The sequence below is a fragment of the Flavobacterium sp. genome, assembly GCF_043722275.1.
Classification (GTDB): Bacteria; Bacteroidota; Bacteroidia; order Flavobacteriales; family Flavobacteriaceae; genus Flavobacterium.
In genome coordinates this window covers 103,991-122,920 of record NZ_JAYSPC010000028.1, presented here as the reverse complement: position 1 = coordinate 122,920, position 18,930 = coordinate 103,991, and the positions used below count along the sequence as shown (strand labels likewise).

Below are 18,930 nucleotides of genomic sequence, written 5' to 3'. Positions count from 1 at the left end.
TATATATTTGCGCCATTATTAAGAATCAATAAAAATAATGAAAATAAATTTTACCCTTTTTACAGTTGTTCTTTTTTGTCATATTTCTTTTGCCCAACAGAAAGATTCTACATCTGTAAATAAACTTTCTGAAGTGGTTGTTACCGGACAGTTTGAACCACAGTCAATTAAGAAATCAGTTTTTAATGTTCGTGTGATTTCAAGTCAGGACATACAAAATTTAGCAGCTACTAACTTAGCAGATGTATTAAATCAATACTTAAATATTACAGTAAGACCTAGCGGAACAACTGGACGCTCTACAGTTTCTTTATTTGGATTAGATGCTCAATATTTTAAAATTTTAGTTGATAATGTTCCACTGATAAATGAGGCTGGTTTGGGTAATAATATTGATTTGTCTCAAATTAATCTTAATGATGTAGATCATATTGAAATTGTCGAAGGTTCTATGGGAGTTAGTTATGGCGCAAATGCTGTAAGCGGAGTTTTAAATATAATTACAAAAAAATCTTCAAAATATAAGTGGGGAATCACGGCATCGGTTCAGGAAGAAACCGTTAGTAATGAATTTTCCCTTTTTGATGAAGGCCGTCACATTCAGTCCTTAAAGGTTTCTCATACATTTAATAAAAATTGGTTTGTATCATTTGGAGCTAATCGTAATGATTTTCAAGGATATCTTAACGATAAAAATGGAATTAATTACATTGAAAATGATGGAACGCGTGGATATAGATGGCTGCCAAAAGACCAGCTAAATGGCACTGCATTAATTGCGTATCAAAAAGATAATTTTCGTGTTTTTTATAAGTTCGAGTATTTAGACGAAAATGTTGATTACTATAATAGTACAGTTCAATCAGGGTTTAATAGTACTTTAGGATCTTACCGTTATGCAAGTGATAAGAGATATTTAACCAATAGATATTTCCATAATTTAAATGCAACCGGTAAATTGTTTTCTCAATTGAATTATAATGTTTCACTTTCACATCAAAAACAAGCACGTGATGTAGAAGATTTCAGATATTATTTGTTAACTAAAAATGAAGAGAACAACGTTACTGTAAAAGACCAGTCCATGGAAGTGCTGTATTCTACAGGAACTTTAAATAACTTTTTTTCGGACAAAACTATTGATTTGCAATTAGGTTATGAATTTGTAAATAATAAAGGGTATTCACTAGTTCAGGAAGCTAATAATATTTTGACACCTGTTCGCAAAACAATTGAAAACTACGATTTTTTTGCCTCTTCTGAAATTATGGCAACAGAAAAATTTTCTATTCGACCAGGATTAAGATTCTCTGCACAATCTCAATTTGATAACCAATATGCTTCGTCGCTGGGGTTAAGATATTTATTTGATAAAGGAATTGAGCTTCGTGGCTCGTATGGTAACTCATTTAGAACCCCAACTTTTGATGAATTATACTCGAAACAAATTTTTGACGGGCACTTTTTTACAGGAAACGAAAATCTTATTCCTGAAACAAGTACATCTTATGAAGCAAGTGTTAAAAAATCGACGTTGTTTTCGTCTGGTGCTCAACTCTCAAACACATTTGCAGGAAGTTATCTAAATGTTGATGACAGAATTAGTATGGCATTAGTACGATTTAATCCAGATACAGGAAACCCTGAATATGAATATATCAATATCAGTAAATATAGAATGTGGAATTTCTCCACAATGAATCAGTTTAAAAAAGATAATTTGACATTTAATGTTGGTGCGGCATTAATTGGAATTTCTCAAGAAGTTAAAAATCAAGTATTTGTTTCAGATGATAAATTTCTTTATTCATTCAATTTAAACGCCAGTGTTTCCTATACAATTCCTAAATGGAAGACAGTGCTTTCCGGATATTATAAATACAATGGTAAAACCCAGCAATTTATTGAAGGCAGTTCATCTTATATTTTATCTAAAATTGATCCAAGTAATTGGCTTGATGCAACAATTAGGCAAAATTTCTTCAAAGATCATTTCGAAGTAACAATTGGAGCGAGAAATATTTTTGATATAACAAATGTAACTCAAACTGGTACAAATAGTGCAGCAGGTCATGCAGGAACTGGAGAAGTAATGCTTGCCTACGGACGTTCTTATTTTTTAAAATTAGCATATAACCTTAATCTTTAATATAAATCAAATACAATGAAAAAATTATTATTACTATCCTTTGCATTCTTATCTCTTGTAGCGTGTTCAAGTGATGACGATACTCCGGTTGAAATTCCAACAGTTGGAGCAACTTTACAACCTGCTGTAGGTGGGGCAAATCAACCAAATCAAGTTTATCTTGATTTAAGCAGTCAGGAATCTAAATCAGTAAACAGAGAATCCTGGGATTTCGGATTTGCAACTGGCGCAGATTTTAGAGTTATCTTAAACGGATCAGTTAAAATGGCAGTTAAAAAATTAGCTACTTCAGATATTACTTTAACACAAGCAATTGATGCTAATGTTTCAGTTGGAGCAGGTGAGACTTTGGCAGCAAATGGATATGTTGATAATCCAACAGGTGTTTTAGCCGGTGCCGGAGCAGGAATTGGAACTGCAATTGCAGAAATTTCAGCTACAGATGCAGATAACAAAGTATATTTAGTTAATCTTGGATTTAAAGTTTCAACAGCTAAACCTGCAACTGGTTCAGTTAGTGTTGATGGTGAGGCAAGAGGATGGAAAAAAGTGAGAATATTGAGAAGTGGAAATGGATATAAAATTCAGTATGCTGATTTAACTTCTGCAACATTTACAGAAAAAACAGTTTCAAAAGATACTGATTTTAACTTTACATTTTTCAGTTTAACAACAGGAAACACTGTTGCTGTTGAGCCTCAAAAAACAAAATGGGACTTAAACTTTACAGTATTTACAAATTACCTAAATGCAGGTTCAGAAGTTACTTACGGATATTCTGATTTTATTACAACAAATTCAAAATCCGGAACTCAGGCTTATCAGGTTTTAGCAACGGCGGATGTAACTTATGCCGCTTTTACAAAAGCAAGTGTTATTGAAACAAATTTTGCAGCTTCGGCTACAGATCAAAGAATTATTGGGGCTAACTGGAGAAGTGGTGGCGGACCAACGACTTTGCCTAGTGTAAGAACAGATCGTTTTTATGTAGTTAAAGATGCTGCTGCAAACTATTACAAAGTTAAATTCCTTGCTATGACTAATGACGCTGGAGAAAGAGGTCATGTTACTTTAGAGTACGCTATCTTGAAATAATTTATAGTGAAAATTAAAAACTATAAAGATTATTTTATGCTAATTTATAAATGCGAAAGCATCTAAATCCAGTTAATCATTAGCTTTGTTTTTTTATTTTTTTTTGAGAAAGAGGTTAGATTCGTCTAACCTCTTTTTTTTGTTTTATTTTAATGTTAAAAACAATTCATAAATTAATGTTTAATTCTATCTTTGCGCATACTTTTTTATAAGGATTAACAGGAATTTTGATAAAAAATTTTAAAGGTCCTTTCTTCAAATTTATAATTACTAGTGAATACAAAATCTTATTTTTTTCAGTCTTTTGCAATTGTAGCATTAGCATTTATAGCTTTCATTGGATTTAAACAAATCTTGCCGGATAAAATTTTCCCGGATAGCAAAGTCGATTCTAAAAATGTGCTTATTGATAGTTTGCTGTTAGAATCAGTGGCAAACGATTCTTTGTCATTAAAAGGAGATAGTATTGCCGAAAGCGAAAAGAACGAAGCGGGGGAAAAAATTACTTTTGGCGAAGCCGAAGGAATCGAATTCCCATCTGAAACTTTCGATAATTATAAAGGATATCAATATTTGATTTCTTTTTATGAAAAATTATATCAGCTTGAAAAGAATCCGCAAGCCAAAGTAAGAATCGCTTATTACGGAGATTCTATGACAGATGGCGATTTGATTGTACAAGATGTCCGATCGAATTATCAGGAACGTTTTGGTGGGAATGGTGTTGGTTTTGTTTCCATAACTTCAGAATCTGCGGCGTCAAGAGCATCTGTAAAATCAACATACTCCAAAAACTGGAAAATGCAATCGTATTTAAATGTCAAAAAACCTATAAGCCCTTTTGGAGTAAATGGTCATGTTTTCTTTGCAAATGATAAAGCGAATACAACTTGGGTTCAGTACGAAGCCGGGACTAATAAATACGCAACAACTTTAGATAATCCGACATTATTTTATGGGAAATCATCTAAAAAAGGAAATGTGAATTTTATTATCGGAAAAGATACTTTAAGAAAAAGCCTTGTTCCGAATAATTTGATCAATACTTTAAAAGTAACTTCTGGAAGTATAAAAGCATTCAAAGCAAATTTTATTCATGCGGATTCAATTCCAATTTATGGATTTAATTTTGATAACGGAAGTGGAGTTCATGTTGATAATTTCTCGCAAAGAGGAAATTCAGGATTGCCCATTTCTATGTTTAATACCAGTGTAATGCAGGGATTTAATAACAGTTTGAAATACGACCTGGTTATTTTGCATTATGGAACTAACGTTTTAAACTACGGAACCAAGAATTATTCATGGTACCAAAGAGGAATGACAAAAACAGTAAATAAAATTAAGGAATCTTTTCCGGGAGTTTCTATTTTGATTATTTCAACAGCTGATAAATCGACTAAATACGATCTGGAAATGAAAACAGATTCTGCCGTAGTTCCTTTAATGAAAGCGCAAAAAAGATATGCACTTGAAACCGAATCAGGATTCGTAAATTTATACACCTTAATGGGCGGAGACGGATCAATGGTAAAATGGGTTGATGAATCTCCGGCAAAAGCCAATAAAGATTATACGCACTTTAACCAGCGCGGAGCAAAAGCAATTGGTAAATTATTATACGATCAATTAAATAAAGGATACGAACAATATAAGGGACTTCGGGAAAATAGAGAAACTGTGACCAAACGGAAAGCAGTCAGAAAAACAAATACAGATTCCGTTTCTGTAATAAAAGATAGCGTAAATGAATAGACTTATTATTTTCTTTTGTTGTCTTTTTTTCTCAACAAACGATAAAGCAAAAGAGACAGATTCACCTCCAATAACAAAAAACATGGTTCATAAAGTCGATACAGCAGCCGTTGATTCTTTTTCGCAGGATAGAATCTATAATGCAGAAGCCTTAGAAAGAGTTTTTGAGAAATTGAAGGACAATGAAAGTCATAACAATCAGAAAATAAATATTGTACACATTGGAGATTCTCACATTCAGGGAGATTTAATGACAAACGATATTAGAAAAAATCTGCAAAGAAAATTCGGAAATGCCGGACGTGGTTTAGTTTTTCCGTATCAGTTAGCAAAAACAAACGGTTCTTATAATGAACGTTTTTATTCGAACAGAAGCTGGGAAAGTTACCGAAACATTCATCCTTTTAAAAGTGTGCCAATTGGATTAAGCGGAATTGCACTTTGGCGAGATACTAATGGTTTTGCAGTCGAATTGAATATAAAAGATGCAGATTATAAGTTTAATTCGATTCAGATTATAACACCTCAGAATCAGGATATGTTTGATTTAGCAATCTCATCTCAAACAAAAACAATCCAATCAACAGAGCGCAAAATAATTACGCATAAAATAAAAAAAGGCGAAGCAATTTCAACAATTGCAGATAAATACAATATTTCAATTGCCGAGATCAGACGGGAAAATCATTTAAAGTCAAATAATATTCGTGCCGGTAGAACGTTAAAAATCCTGACGAATGAAACAAAACCTAAAAATATTACAAGCTCAGAATTTGTTCCCTTAAATCTTCAATCTGATTCTAATTCACACTATTATCATTCAGATAAAGCATTAGATAAAATTTTTCTGGTTCCGAATAAAAAAGCTTCAAAATATGAATTGAATGGACTTATTTTAGAAAAAGATAATTCCGGTTTAATTTATAGCAGCATTGGTGTAAACGGAGCTAAATTTTCAGATTATAATAAATATCCTTTGTTTTTTGAACAATTAAAAGCTTTACATCCGGACTTATTGGTTTTTTCGTTAGGAACAAATGAAAGTTACGATCACATGGAAGCTTCGGCTTATATCAAAGAATTGCGATTGTTCATCAAAAATATAAAAGATCAAAACAGTAAGGTTGCAATAATTGTGATGACGCCGCCACCTTCTTTATTAAAAGCAAGAAGACCGAATGTTTACATTAGAGATTATGCAAAAAGTATTATTGAAATTGCAAAAACAGATGGGTTTGCAGTTTGGGATTTATACGACGAATTTGGAGGCATGGACGGAATCCGAAATCTGAAATCGGCAGGATTAATAGGTCCGGATTGGGTTCATTATTCTAAAAAAGGATACGAAAAACAAGGAAATTTGTTTACAGAGGCATTTATAAAAGCATACGATAATTTTAAATTAAAAAATTAAGTTGATTACAACAGATAGCATAAATAATTGGTTTGTTCAAAATTTTGGTACAGTTACGTTAGAACAAGCTAAAAGTTGGTTTATATACAATCCTGAAGAAAAATTACTGTTTAATACCGGTTTATTCTTAGGATTATTTCTCGTTTTTTATTTTGTGTATGCTTTTTTACGCAAAACATTTTATTTGAGGTTAACATACGTTATTCTCTTCTCGCTTTTCTTTTATTATAAGTCAAGCGGAATTTACTTTTTACTCTTATTACTTTCTTCAGTCGTAGATTATAGCTTAAGCCAAATAATTTATAGAGAAGCAAAAGTCAGCCGAAAGAAAATTTATCTTGTCATAAGTGTAATCCTGAATTTAGGATTATTAGGATATTTTAAATACATGAACTTCATGATCGTAACATTTAATGATATGTTTCATGGTAATTATCAGCTTCATGATATTTTTCTGCCTGTTGGGATTTCATTTTATACATTTCAATCTATGAGTTATATCATTGAAATTTATCGCGAAGAAATTAAGCCAACAAAAAACTATATCGAATATTTATTTTTCGTTTCGTTTTTCCCGCAATTAGTTGCCGGACCAATTGTTAGGGCAAAGGATTTCCTGCCACAGATTTATCAAAAATTAAATCTAACAAAACAAGACGTAAACAACGCATTATTTTTAATCATTGGCGGATTAATCAAAAAGACAGTAATTTCTAATTACATCTCAATAAACTTTGTCGATCGTGTTTTTGATACGCCGATGAATTATACGTCATTCGAAAATTTAATGGCATCGTACGGATATGCAATCCAGATTTATTGCGATTTTTCAGGATACTCAGATATGGCAATTGGAATAGCTTTATTGTTGGGATTCAAATTACCTGCCAACTTTAGAACGCCTTATAAATCAACTTCAATTACAGATTTCTGGAGAAGATGGCATATTTCACTTTCAACATGGTTAAAAGATTTTTTATATATTTCTATAGGAGGAAACAGAGAAGGAACATTCGCAGGATTTTTATTCCCAAGTTTATTCTTCTTCGGATTATTGCTTTGGGGAATTTCAAATGTAAAAGAGAGCTTTATCCCTTTAACTATTGCACTAGGAGCAATTGTGATTTTTTGTTTAACGTTTTTACTTTCTAAAAAGAAAAACCAAACACTGGTAACAAATTTCAACCTTTTTACCACAATGCTTCTAGGAGGATTATGGCATGGAGCCGGAGCACAATTTATAGTTTGGGGAGCATTACACGGTTTGGCATTAGCAATTCATAAAATATTCGTAGAATTTTTTCCTTCCAAAAAAGAAAAAAGTTCAAATTTCTTATGGACGTTTTTCTCTATCGTAATTACATTTCATTTCGTAGTTTTCTGTTGGATCTTTTTCAGAGCCAGAGACTTCGAAACCGCCTTGCAGGTAATTAATAATATTGGTCAGTTAACATTTGAACCGGAACAATGGAAGGTGATTGTATTAGGATATAAAAATGTGTTTTTATTGATGCTTTTTGGATATGTTTGGCACTTTTTACCGGAAATTTTCACATCAAAAATGAAATTTGTTTTCGATAAAACACCTTTAATCGGGAAAGCAATTGTACTGGGATTCATTTACTGGATTGTTTACGCAACCGCAGTTGCAGGTTCACAGCCTTTTATTTATTTTCAGTTTTAAAAAAAGGTACAAAGGTTCATAGCCACAAAGGCACTAAGGCGCAAAGGTTTATTCTTTGTGCTTTTTTGTTTCTCGCAGATTTAGCAGATATAGCTGATTTTTTATATGCACTCTTAAAAAAGATCTGCCCAATCTGCGAGAAACAATAAATTTTACGGTTTTTACGACTCTGCGAACAAAAAAAACTTTGTGTCTTAGTGCCTTCGTGGCAAAACCAAAAAATTGCGCTTAAATAAAAATTGCCTGAAATACCTAATTAGATTATCTTTGCACTTCAAATAAAGAAAATAGTATGTTTGATAATTTAAGTGATAAGTTAGATAAAGCGTTCCATATATTAAAAGGACACGGTAAAATTACAGAAGTAAACGTTGCCGATACCTTAAAAGAAGTTCGTCGTGCCTTATTAGATGCCGATGTTAACTTTAAAATTGCCAAAGATTTTACAACCAAAGTAAAAGAAAAAGCAATAGGTCAGGACGTTTTAACAACACTTCAGCCAGGACAATTATTGGTAAAGTTAGTAAAAGACGAGTTGACAGAATTAATGGGTGGCGATGTTGCAGGAATCAATCTTTCCGGAACACCTAGCGTTATTTTAATGTCAGGACTTCAGGGTTCAGGTAAAACGACTTTCTCTGGTAAACTTGCCAACTATTTAAAAACAAAGAAAAATAAAAAACCACTTCTTGTAGCGTGTGATATCTATCGTCCAGCGGCGATCAACCAGCTTCATGTTGTAGGAGATCAAATAGGTGTTGAGGTTTACTCAGAACCGGATAATAAAAATCCCGTTGAAATTGCGCAAAATGCAATTAAACACGCAAAAGCAAATGGTTTCAATGTAGTTATTGTCGATACGGCTGGTCGTTTAGCAGTAGACAAAGAAATGATGGACGAAATTGCTCGTGTTCATAAAGCAATTCAGCCACAGGAAACCTTGTTTGTTGTTGATGCAATGACAGGACAAGATGCAGTAAATACAGCAAAAGCCTTCAACGATATTCTAAATTTTGACGGAGTTATTTTAACGAAATTAGATGGTGATACACGTGGTGGAGCTGCAATTTCGATTAAATCGGTTGTAAACAAACCAATCAAATTTGTAGGTACAGGCGAAAAGATGGAAGCAATTGATGTTTTCTATCCGGATCGTATGGCCGAGCGTATCTTAGGTATGGGTGACGTTGTGTCGCTTGTAGAAAGAGCGCAGGAACAATTTGATGAAGAAGAAGCAAGAAAACTTCAAAAGAAAATCGCTAAAAACGAATTTGGTTTTGATGATTTCCTAACACAAATTCAGCAAGTAAAGAAAATGGGTAATATGAAAGACCTGGTTGGAATGATACCGGGAGCTTCAAAAGCCATGAAAGATGTAGAAATAGAAGATGACGCTTTTAAACATATAGAAGCAATTATTCACTCGATGACACCAATCGAAAGAAGTAAACCTGCCCTAATCGATGTAAAAAGAAAAGCCAGAATCGCTAAAGGTTCCGGAACGAAAGTCGAGCAAGTAAATCAGTTAATGAAGCAATTCGAGCAAATGAGCAAAATGATGAAGATGATGCAAGGCCCGGGCGGAAAAAACCTGATGAAAATGATGGGAGGCATGAAAGGAATGCCAGGCGGAATGCCGAGATAATAAAATAAGAAAAAAGTTTCAAGTTTCAGGTTTCAAGTTATGAGACTGAAATTTGAAACTTTTTTTAATAAATAAATATTTTCATTTTTAAGTGACACGCAAACCTGAAACTTTAAACCTGAAACAAAAAAATAAACCTGAAACAAAAAACAATGCAACTACTAGACGGTAAAAAAACAGCTGAAGACATTAAAAACGAAATCGCAGCCGAAGTTCAATCGATAAAAGATGCCGGTGGAAAAGTGCCTCATTTGGCAGCGGTAATCGTGGGAACAAACGGCGCAAGTTTAACTTACGTAGGAAGTAAAGTAAAATCTTGCCAGCAAATTGGCTTTGATTCCACTTTAGTAAGTTTACCGGAAGATATTAGCGAAGACGAGTTATTAGCAAAAATTAAAGAACTAAACGAAGATGACGATCTTGACGGATATATCGTTCAGTTACCTTTGCCAAAACACATCGACGAACAAAAAATCTTATTAGCAATCGATCCTGATAAAGATGTTGATGGTTTTCACCCAACAAATTTTGGGAGAATGGCACTTGAAATGGAAAGCTTTATTCCGGCAACACCATTTGGAATTATGGAATTGTTAGAGCGTTACAAAGTTGAAACTGCCGGAAAACACACCGTTGTTATTGGAAGAAGTCATATTGTAGGTCGCCCAATGAGTATCTTGATGAGCCGCAAAGGAAATCCCGGAGATTCAACCGTTACATTAACACACAGCCGAACTAAAAATTTAGCCGAATTCACTAAAAATGCTGATATTATAATTACAGCTTTAGGAGTTCCTGAATTTTTAAAAGCCGATATGGTAAAAGACGGAGTAATAGTAATCGACGTTGGAATCACAAGAGTTGACGATTCTACAAATCCAAAAGGCTACGTTATTAAAGGTGACGTTGATTTTGACGAAGTAAGCAAAAAATCATCATTCATTACGCCAGTTCCTGGTGGAGTAGGACCAATGACAATTGCAATGTTGCTTAAAAACACACTTTTAGCACGAAAAATGAGAAGCGCAAAAAAATAATTCTTTTCAAATAAAAATAAACAAAGCCTATTCAATCGAGTAGGCTTTGTTGTTTATAATTTGGGCGTGACCCTATTTGCAAAAGGCGCTTTTTTAGAATCGCATATACGCGCCTTTTGCAAATACGGTCGGGCTATCCATGCTACTTCGGTAGCTTATTCCTATCCCTCACGCAAGCAAAACAGTTTTCAGTCTCAGTCCCAGTTTCCAACACAATCTTGTCATCTCGACGAAGGAGAGATCACAAAAGAAACTCGACAAAGATTGGCGAATATCTGAACGGAAATAATAGTGCGATCTTTCCTTCGTCGAGATGACAAACTTTGTGTTTACTTCTGTGTCTATTTACTCATTTCTTAAATTAATGACATTGCCCTACGGGACAAAAAGAATATCGATAATTTTTCTCTGCCAACATTTAATCTCTACTAGATACTCCGTTAGGAGTTACATATTGGTAGAATGTCGGTAGAAAAAAATGATTATCACACCAATATTATCCGTAGGGATTACAAATATTCAAGTCCCAGCGGGACGACATATTTATAGAAAAAATATTTTATTTTAAAGAACCCCATCGGGGTGTCATATTTAAAAATATTATCCCAGAAACGTAATATCGCTCCGATGGAGCTTTAGTCTGAATGTTTAAATTAGCTATAAACATTATACTCCTCTGGAGCATTTTGAACGTTAATAAAAATTAATTTTTAAATATCCTCGTTAGAAGATAAATATCGGTAGAAAAAATGATTATCACACCAATATTATCCCGTAGGGATTACACATTTCCAACATTTAATCCCAAACAAAAATAAAAAAATCAATTTTCTACTTGTCAATTCAAAATAAAATATAACTTTGCAATACAAAGTACTTTATTTATGAATCAGAAGCACCAAGAAGATTTAGCACATATTCGTTCCATGATGGAGCGCTCTTCAAGATTTATATCACTAAGCGGACTCTCAGGAGTTTTTGCAGGACTATCTGCATTGATTGGAGGATTATATGTTTATCAATTATTCAAAGCAAACGGAGTTGAATATTTTGATGGAAAACATAAATTATATTCTGCTAATTTAGTTTCTGAGTTATTCTTTACCGGAATTATAATCTTAGTTTTTGCTTTTACATTTGGACTTCTTTTTACCATCAGAAAAAGCAGAAAATACGATTTACCAATTTGGACATCGGCTACAAAAAATATGTTGTTCAATTTAGCCATTCCACTTTTAGCAGGAGGTATATTTTGTTTAGCACTTTTACACCATGAGGTTTATGGTTTAGTTGCGCCAACAACTTTAATTTTTTACGGTTTATCACTTATAAATGCTGAAAAATATACTTTTTCAGATATTAAATATTTAGGATTCTGCGAATTAGTTTTAGGATTTATTTCTCTTTTTTATATTAGATATGGTTTAGTTTTTTGGATCATAGGATTTGGTATTTTGCATATCTTGTACGGATTAGTAATGTTCAAAAAATATAAATAATCCACAAATGGGAATTATTGATAAACTAAATAAAGATTTTGAAAGTCGCGTCAGATTGGGGATTATGTCCGTTCTGATGGTCAATGAATGGGTTGATTTTACAGAGATGAAAAATCTTTTGAACATCACAGATGGTAATTTAGCCAGTCATTCCTCAGCACTTGAAAAATCAGAATATATCGAAGTCAAAAAAGAGTTTGTAGGTAAAAAGCCCAAAACATCTTATCAGGTAACTCCCAGAGGACGTGCAGCTTTTAAAGAACACCTGTCTTATCTTGAAAAATTAATGAAATCCTAATAACCCTATTTTTTTATCTATTTACTTTGAAACGCAAAGTACTTTTAAATTTTAAATCATGAAATCGCCACTTAAAAATTGTGAAGACAAAACCAATAAAAAAGGGCGATAACATATTTGACCTCTAATAAATAAAATTCAACAAATATGAAAAAACACCAAATTATTCTAGCTTGCAGTTTGATATTTACGCTGCTTTTTTACAACGAATCAGCAGGAGTGAACCTCGCTATTTTCGGACTATTATTAACCGGTTTGATCTGTTATTTATTTCAGGATCGGTTCACTGACAGATCTCATTTAGTATTAGTTGTTACGTCGGTTTTGTCTTGTCTCGCATTTGCCTGGTATGGAGATTTTGCTTCTTTTTTAGCTTTGGCAATGTCAGTTCTTTTTTTACAATTTAGAACTCAGGAATCTCAACTGAAAGTAATACAGGTTTTTCCGCTTGTTTTTTTAAACGCATTTACTTCGTTAGGACGCATTTTTATGTTTAGTCAATGGCTTCCGGAAAGAAAAATTCACAATAACTTTGCTAAAAAGTTGGTCGCTTATTTTATAATTCCGGCGATTTTTATCATTGTATTTTTTGCAGCATATTCTTTCGGAAGCACACATTTTTTTTCTTTATTAACTGATTATACTTTAGATATCGATATTGTACAAGTCATTCTAATTGGAATTCTAGGATTTTACATTTCATTCAGTTTCTGGAATTATTGGGTTCCGGATGTTTCTTATGAAAAAAATGAGTTGCTCGATAATGACTTCAGTAATGTAGATCAAATCAAAAATCAAAATACATTTTCATTTCTTGATCTGGATTTCGAACGAAAAAGCGGAGAGATTACATTAGTACTTTTAAACTTCATGCTTTTAGTATTTATCGTCACCTATAACTATGAACAGTTTTTTGAAGTAGTAAAGAAAACTAACTTAAGCGCCGATACACATGACAGAGTAAACTCAGTAATTTTTTCAATAATTATGGCAGTCGGAGTAATCATGTTTTATTTTAAAGGCGGATTCAATTTTGATTCAAAAGCGATCTGGTTAAAAAAATTAGCAAAAATCTGGATTGTTTTAAATGGTCTTTTGATTATAAGTGCCATCATTAAAAATTCAGAATACATTTCAGTTTTCGGATTAACTTACAAACGATTAGGAGTTTATGCTTTTTTAATTTTAGCAATTATAGGTTTAATATTTGTGTTTCTTAAAATTACAAAACAAAAAACAAACGCTTATTTAATCAACCAGATGGTGTGGTATTTTTATGGAACCGTTTTGCTATGCAGTTTTGTAAATTGGGGAAATCTGATTACCAATTATAATATTTCGGTAAATAAAAGCGTAGAACCAATCTTCCTGAGCGGGCTTAATTTTAATGATGAAGCCAGAAGAGAATATTTTTCACAACACCATTTAGACGGACAATTAATTGAAATAAAAAGAGAAGATCAAATTGATGAATATCGTAACGCAACATTTTTGTCGAAAGCTTTGTATTATGAATTTCTGAAAAAATAGTAATCTTAAAAACCATCTTACTTCAGCAGTTAAGATGGTTTTTTAGTATTTAATTATAATTTTAAAGTTTCGGGTATTAGAAATAAAGGATACTTTTGCAGCACTAAAAAAAACTTCTCCAATGGACGATTATTATTCGTTAGTATTAAATTAAAATAGCTTTTGAATTTTTTCAAAATGCTATGATAAAACCCTGCAATTTTGAAATGAAAGCCTTTTACAAAAACAACAACGGATTAATCGAGACACAAGAATGGACTCCAAACTGCTGGATCAATATTGAATCTCCTTCAGAAACAGAAAAAAAATATTTATTAGAAGAACTTCAAATTCCCGAAGCTTTTTACAACGACATTGAAGATATCGACGAAAGACCACGTATGGAATCTGAAGACGGCTGGACTTTATTTATCATGCGCGTTCCAATAAAAAGCAATGACATTAAACTGCCTTTTCAAACCATTCCGTTAGGATTAATTTTTAAAGATGATGTTTGTGTTACTATTAGTTTTTATGAAACAGAAATTATTGCTGATTTTGTACAATACACAAACCGTAAAAATATTATCATAAAAGACAACTTAGATCTTGTTTTAAGATTATTATTGTCATCGAGCGTTTGGTACTTAAAATATCTAAAACAAATCAATCAAAAGATAAAATTAGCCGAAGATAACTTAGAAAAATCAATCAAAAATGAAGAATTACAGGCGCTTTTGCAAATAGAAAAATGTCTCGTATTTTTTATTACTTCCCTAAAAGGAAATGATGTTTTGTTTCACAGAATAAAAAATCTAAAAGCCCAAAGAGAAAACTTCGATCAGGATTTATTAGAAGATGTTGATATCGAATTAAGTCAGGCGCAAGACACCGCTAATATTTACAGCAATATCTTGACAGGAATGATGGACGCTTATGCCTCAGTAATTTCAAATAATATGAATGATATTATGAAGCAAATGACTTCAATTTCAATTATTCTTATGATCCCAACTTTAATCGCCAGTTTGTACGGAATGAACGTGCCAAATGGTTTAGAAGAAAGTAAATATGGTTTTTGGATATTGCTTTTTGTATCAGTTGTATTATCGATTTTTGGCGTTTTCTTATTCAAAAGAAGAAGATGGTTCTGATAAAACAGATCACAAATAGTGATAAAAAAAATCCATTCGTTGATTCGAATGGATTTTTTATGGGATTTAATAATCTCCTTTTTTCTTAAATCGAGGATCATCTTTTGATATAAAATCTGTTCTTCGTTTAGGCACATCATCTTTTGAGAGAAAATCAGTTCTTCGTCTTGGAGCTTCCGGTTTTGGTAAACTCGCTTCTTCAGTTTTACTGGATGGTTCAATTAAATGATTTAACTCTTTAATTTCATCATCAGTCAAATCACGATAACGCCCAACCTGAATGTCTAACGAAATATTTATAATTCTGATACGTTTAAGCGCCGTAACATCATAACCCAAATACTCAGTCATTCTACGAATTTGTCGGTTTAAACCTTGCGTTAAAATGATTTTAAAGGTGAATTGGCTAATTTGTTCTACTTTACATTTTCGGGTAACCGTATCTAAAATCGGAACACCATTTCCCATACGTTGTATAAAGCGTTCTGTGATAGGTTTATTTACTGTAACCGTATATTCTTTTTCGTGATTGTTTCTCGCGCGTAAAATCTTGTTCACGATATCACCATCGTTCGTCATGAAAATTAATCCTTCACTCGCTTTGTCCAAACGTCCAATTGGGAAAATACGTTTAGGATAATTAATATAATCCACAATATTATTTCGAACTTCTAAATTCGTCGTACATTCAATTCCAACAGGTTTATTAAAAGCAAGATACACGAGTTTTTCATGTTTCTCTACAATCAATTTCCCGTCAATACGAACTTCATCTTTCTGAGAAACTTTCGTTCCCATTTCCGGCACAACACCATTTATTGTCACGCGTCCTTCCTCAATAAGTTTATCGGCTTCACGGCGAGAACAATATCCTGTTTCACCAATAAATTTATTCAGACGTTTTAAATTCTCTTCCATACTGCAAAAGTAGTCAAAATTTGGATTTGTTACTAATTTGCCATTCCAAGGAACGAAGAATCTCCGTTAGAAGATCGAAAAATTGTAGAAAGTTACTTGTGAAGATTCCTTAATATTGGGGTTACTTTGCGTTTCAAGGGATCAAAATCCCTATCTACAAAATAAATCATTCTCCGGAATTTTATGAAAAGTTCCGGAGGAACGAAACATATTATAGGGATGGATTTTAATCCATTCTTCCAAGAATTGACAACAGTGCGTGTTTTTCGCGGGAGATTTCCTCGTTCCACAAGATGACAAACATGCCGTTACTTTATCTAAAAAAAACTTAGCAACTTAGCAACTCAGAACCTCAGAACCTTCCTTGAAAACTATTTATGATAACACGAACTATCCTCAGGCGTTTCATCCCGATCAAACATTCCGTAATCGCGAACAACAGTTGCAATACGTAAATGATACTCTTTAAAAACCTCATTTCTTCCTTTTTCCTGAGCGTGACGGTGCATTTCCAGATTTCTCCATTGCTGAATACTTTCTTCATCTTTCCAAAATGACAAAGACAAAACTTTTTCAGGATCGCTAAAACTCTGAAAACGTTCTATCGAAATAAAACCTTCGATATTGTCTAATTCAGGTCGCAGATTGGCTGCAATTTCAAGATATTCTGCTTTTTTTCCTTCGTTGGGAATTACTTCAAAAATTACTGCTATCATAATTTGTGTTTTTATTATTGTATTGAAATCCAAATTTCTTTTGGTAATCGGGCATTAATCAAGGATTCGTATTTAATGTTATTTTCTAAAAGTGTAATATTTTTATAGTTTTCAAATAAATATGATAAAGCTTCTGTCGCTATTTGAATCGAAAAATGTTTCGCCAAACATTGATGACCACCAATTCCGAAAGCTAGATTATCGTTATTATTGATGCGATTAATATCAAAATTTGATGCATTTTTAAACTTTTCAAAATCTCGATTTGCCGCTGCAAGAACAACTAAAATAGAATCACCTTTTTTAATTAAAGTATTTCCTAAGATAATATCATCATTCGCAATTCTTCGTGTATTATGAATTGGCGGATCAAATCGTAAAGTTTCAATAATAGATTTTTCAATTTCGGCTTTATCAGCAAAAGTTTTATGTTTGATAATCTGTAATAATGAATTACTCAAAATTCCGCGACCGGCATCATAACTTTGAATAAATAATCCGATCAAATTACTCACAAATTTTGTTTTAATTTCGTCAAGCGAAAGTTTATGCGATTCTGATATTTTGATCAATGAATCTTCATAGAAAGACTGAACTGATAAATGATTCCCGACTATCAAATAAAGTTGTTCCGAAATTTCATTAATAGATTTTATTTGTTCCTCAGTTTTATTCGGAAGCATAATTTTGGTGATAATTTCTATTTTCTCCGAAAGGAAACCAGAATCTTTATCGCTAAAACCAAAGCTTTTTAAAACAATAAGAATGGGTAATTTTTTACAAACTGAATCAATCCAATCAATTTTATTTTGGATTAAATCCTTTTCAATTAATTGAGAAATTATTGTTTTCACAGCAATAGATTTCATATTTGAAAATAACAGCATTGCAATTTCTCTTGAAATTTCATGTTGAATTCCATTTGATAAACGAGTTAAATTAGTCAAAACAGCTAAAGCATATTTGTTTAATTTTTGCTCGTTGTTTGAATTTACAATTGGAATATATGCATGAGGATTTTTTAAAACTTCAACACAATATTTATAAGAATAAATTGCCCAGATTTTATTTTCGTCATCCCAATATATCGGGTTTTTATCCAACATAGTTTTGTATATGGAAAATGGATCGTGAACATCAGATTGAAGAAATAAAGTAGCAGACATATAAATTGTTTTTAGCAAAGTTATTTAACTTTACAAAGGAATACTTCATTCTATATTTAACTATGAACACTTAAATGGAAGATCAATTTATAAAAGCGGCAGCATTAATTGGCGACCCAACGCGCGCATCAATTATGTGGACTTTGTTGGACGGAAGAGCTTTTACAGCAACGGAATTAGCAATATCTGCAAATACATCGCCGCAAAATATAAGTATGCATTTAGGAAAACTGCTCGAAGCTAATTTACTTTGCGTAGAAAAACAAGGACGTCATAAATACTATAGATTTTCAAATAAAGAAGTAGCTTATGTTGTTGAGGCAATGGCAAATCTTATTCCTAAACCTGAAATTGCTTCCAAAAAGAAATCTGAAAATTATCCTCCAATAAAATATTGCCGAACTTGTTATGATCATTTGGCGGGAAAAATTGGTGTTGCTTTGACGGATAGTTTATTGGAACAAAAAATAATAATCGAAAACAATAGTACTTTTGAAATTAGTTCTGAAGGTGAAAAATGGTTTTCAGATTTTGGAATTAATATCGAAGATGCTCAAAAGCAAAAACGAATATTTTTAAAACCTTGCCTGGATTGGAGCGAAAGAAGAAATCATATTGCAGGATCAATAGGAACTTTGTTATTAAATAAAATGCTCAACGAAGACTGGATCAGGAGAACCGCAAATTCCAGAGCAATTGTCATTACAGGAAAAGGAGAAAAAGAAATGTTGAAATATTTTAAGATTATTATTTAGACAGTGTTTTGTCATCCTGAGCGAAGTCGAAGGAACGTAAGCAGCTCGACAAAGATTGACGATTTCTGTTCGGAGTTTCTTGTGTTCCTTCGACTTCGCTCAGGATGACAACGTAAAAGCCGGCTGATTTTTTAAA

General features: G+C 32.5%; 15 protein-coding genes. 12 read left to right on the top strand and 3 right to left on the bottom strand.

Going from position 1 to position 18,930, the window contains the following annotated elements; all coding sequences use genetic code 11:
• The first annotated feature begins 37 nt into the window (after window positions 1–37).
• The 11 genes from ACHZDT_RS03895 to ACHZDT_RS03845 all read left to right on the top strand — a co-directional run bounded on the left by ACHZDT_RS03895 (window position 38) and on the right by ACHZDT_RS03845 (window position 15,239).
• Entirely contained in the window at window positions 38–2,149 is a 2,112-nt protein-coding gene (locus ACHZDT_RS03895) for a TonB-dependent receptor plug domain-containing protein (RefSeq protein WP_394773343.1), read from the top strand.
• 15 nt (window positions 2,150–2,164) lie between these two features.
• Window positions 2,165–3,244, top strand: coding sequence for an HmuY family protein (locus ACHZDT_RS03890; protein WP_394773342.1), 1,080 nt, complete (start codon window positions 2,165–2,167; stop codon window positions 3,242–3,244).
• A 273-nt stretch (window positions 3,245–3,517) separates the two neighbouring features.
• Window positions 3,518–4,999 (top strand): SGNH/GDSL hydrolase family protein, encoded by a 1,482-nt coding sequence (locus tag ACHZDT_RS03885; protein ID WP_394773341.1) that lies wholly within the window; start codon window positions 3,518–3,520, stop codon window positions 4,997–4,999.
• Window positions 4,992–6,413, top strand: coding sequence for a GDSL-type esterase/lipase family protein (locus ACHZDT_RS03880; protein WP_394773340.1), 1,422 nt, complete (start codon window positions 4,992–4,994; stop codon window positions 6,411–6,413). The genes ACHZDT_RS03885 and ACHZDT_RS03880 overlap by 8 nt, the downstream gene beginning before the upstream one ends.
• Window position 6,414: 1 nt before the next feature.
• Window positions 6,415–8,097 (top strand): MBOAT family O-acyltransferase, encoded by a 1,683-nt coding sequence (locus ACHZDT_RS03875; protein ID WP_394773339.1) that lies wholly within the window; start codon window positions 6,415–6,417, stop codon window positions 8,095–8,097.
• A gap of 292 nt (window positions 8,098–8,389) precedes the next feature.
• A complete protein-coding gene (gene ffh / locus ACHZDT_RS03870) occupies window positions 8,390–9,742 on the top strand; it encodes a signal recognition particle protein (RefSeq protein ID WP_394773338.1) in 1,353 nt (450 codons plus the stop codon).
• Window positions 9,743–9,894: 152 nt separating this feature from the next.
• Complete coding sequence (locus ACHZDT_RS03865; RefSeq protein WP_394773337.1) at window positions 9,895–10,779, top strand: bifunctional 5,10-methylenetetrahydrofolate dehydrogenase/5,10-methenyltetrahydrofolate cyclohydrolase; 885 nt, start codon at window positions 9,895–9,897, stop codon at window positions 10,777–10,779.
• A gap of 884 nt (window positions 10,780–11,663) precedes the next feature.
• Window positions 11,664–12,278: a hypothetical protein gene (locus ACHZDT_RS03860; RefSeq protein WP_394773336.1), complete on the top strand. Its 615-nt coding sequence runs from the start codon at window positions 11,664–11,666 to the stop codon at window positions 12,276–12,278.
• A gap of 7 nt (window positions 12,279–12,285) precedes the next feature.
• Window positions 12,286–12,576, top strand: a complete 291-nt coding sequence (locus ACHZDT_RS03855; RefSeq protein WP_055093284.1) for a transcriptional regulator — start codon at window positions 12,286–12,288, stop codon at window positions 12,574–12,576.
• A gap of 147 nt (window positions 12,577–12,723) precedes the next feature.
• Entirely contained in the window at window positions 12,724–14,106 is a 1,383-nt protein-coding gene (locus tag ACHZDT_RS03850; protein WP_394773335.1) for a DUF4173 domain-containing protein, read from the top strand.
• Between the two features lie 182 nt (window positions 14,107–14,288).
• Window positions 14,289–15,239, top strand: coding sequence for a magnesium transporter CorA family protein (locus ACHZDT_RS03845; RefSeq protein ID WP_394773334.1), 951 nt, complete (start codon window positions 14,289–14,291; stop codon window positions 15,237–15,239).
• A gap of 66 nt (window positions 15,240–15,305) precedes the next feature.
• Here ACHZDT_RS03845 and rluF read toward each other — a convergent pair whose 3' ends face one another.
• The 3 genes from rluF to ACHZDT_RS03830 form a co-directional block, all read right to left on the bottom strand.
• The gene (rluF, locus tag ACHZDT_RS03840) at window positions 15,306–16,157 is read right to left on the bottom strand and encodes a 23S rRNA pseudouridine(2604) synthase RluF (RefSeq protein ID WP_394773333.1); all 852 of its coding nucleotides are present in this window, start codon (window positions 16,155–16,157) and stop codon (window positions 15,306–15,308) included.
• Between the two features lie 371 nt (window positions 16,158–16,528).
• Complete coding sequence (locus tag ACHZDT_RS03835; protein WP_394773332.1) at window positions 16,529–16,873, bottom strand: antibiotic biosynthesis monooxygenase family protein; 345 nt, start codon at window positions 16,871–16,873, stop codon at window positions 16,529–16,531.
• A 14-nt stretch (window positions 16,874–16,887) separates the two neighbouring features.
• Window positions 16,888–18,039, bottom strand: a complete 1,152-nt coding sequence (locus tag ACHZDT_RS03830) for a cytochrome P450 (RefSeq protein ID WP_394773331.1) — start codon at window positions 18,037–18,039, stop codon at window positions 16,888–16,890.
• 74 nt (window positions 18,040–18,113) lie between these two features.
• Between ACHZDT_RS03830 and ACHZDT_RS03825 the strand changes: the two genes are divergently transcribed.
• On the top strand, window positions 18,114–18,794 hold the full coding sequence (locus ACHZDT_RS03825; protein ID WP_394773330.1) for an ArsR/SmtB family transcription factor: 681 nt from the start codon (window positions 18,114–18,116) through the stop codon (window positions 18,792–18,794).
• Window positions 18,795–18,930: the final 136 nt, after the last annotated feature.

Bases quoted from the DNA above. Each gene is read 5' to 3' on its own strand.
- ACHZDT_RS03895 (WP_394773343.1), top strand. From the start codon at position 38: ATGAAAATAAATTTTACCCTTTTTACAGTTGTTCTTTTTTGTCATATT.
- ACHZDT_RS03855 (WP_055093284.1), top strand. From the start codon at position 12,286: ATGGGAATTATTGATAAACTAAATAAAGATTTTGAAAGTCGCGTCAGA.
- ACHZDT_RS03880 (WP_394773340.1), top strand. From the start codon at position 4,992: ATGAATAGACTTATTATTTTCTTTTGTTGTCTTTTTTTCTCAACAAAC.
- ACHZDT_RS03830 (WP_394773331.1), bottom strand. From the start codon at position 18,039: ATGTCTGCTACTTTATTTCTTCAATCTGATGTTCACGATCCATTTTCC.
- ACHZDT_RS03865 (WP_394773337.1), top strand. From the start codon at position 9,895: ATGCAACTACTAGACGGTAAAAAAACAGCTGAAGACATTAAAAACGAA.
- ACHZDT_RS03825 (WP_394773330.1), top strand. From the start codon at position 18,114: ATGGAAGATCAATTTATAAAAGCGGCAGCATTAATTGGCGACCCAACG.
- ffh (WP_394773338.1), top strand. From the start codon at position 8,390: ATGTTTGATAATTTAAGTGATAAGTTAGATAAAGCGTTCCATATATTA.
- ACHZDT_RS03835 (WP_394773332.1), bottom strand. From the start codon at position 16,873: ATGATAGCAGTAATTTTTGAAGTAATTCCCAACGAAGGAAAAAAAGCA.
- ACHZDT_RS03860 (WP_394773336.1), top strand. From the start codon at position 11,664: ATGAATCAGAAGCACCAAGAAGATTTAGCACATATTCGTTCCATGATG.
- rluF (WP_394773333.1), bottom strand. From the start codon at position 16,157: ATGGAAGAGAATTTAAAACGTCTGAATAAATTTATTGGTGAAACAGGA.
- ACHZDT_RS03845 (WP_394773334.1), top strand. From the start codon at position 14,289: ATGATAAAACCCTGCAATTTTGAAATGAAAGCCTTTTACAAAAACAAC.
- ACHZDT_RS03890 (WP_394773342.1), top strand. From the start codon at position 2,165: ATGAAAAAATTATTATTACTATCCTTTGCATTCTTATCTCTTGTAGCG.
- ACHZDT_RS03850 (WP_394773335.1), top strand. From the start codon at position 12,724: ATGAAAAAACACCAAATTATTCTAGCTTGCAGTTTGATATTTACGCTG.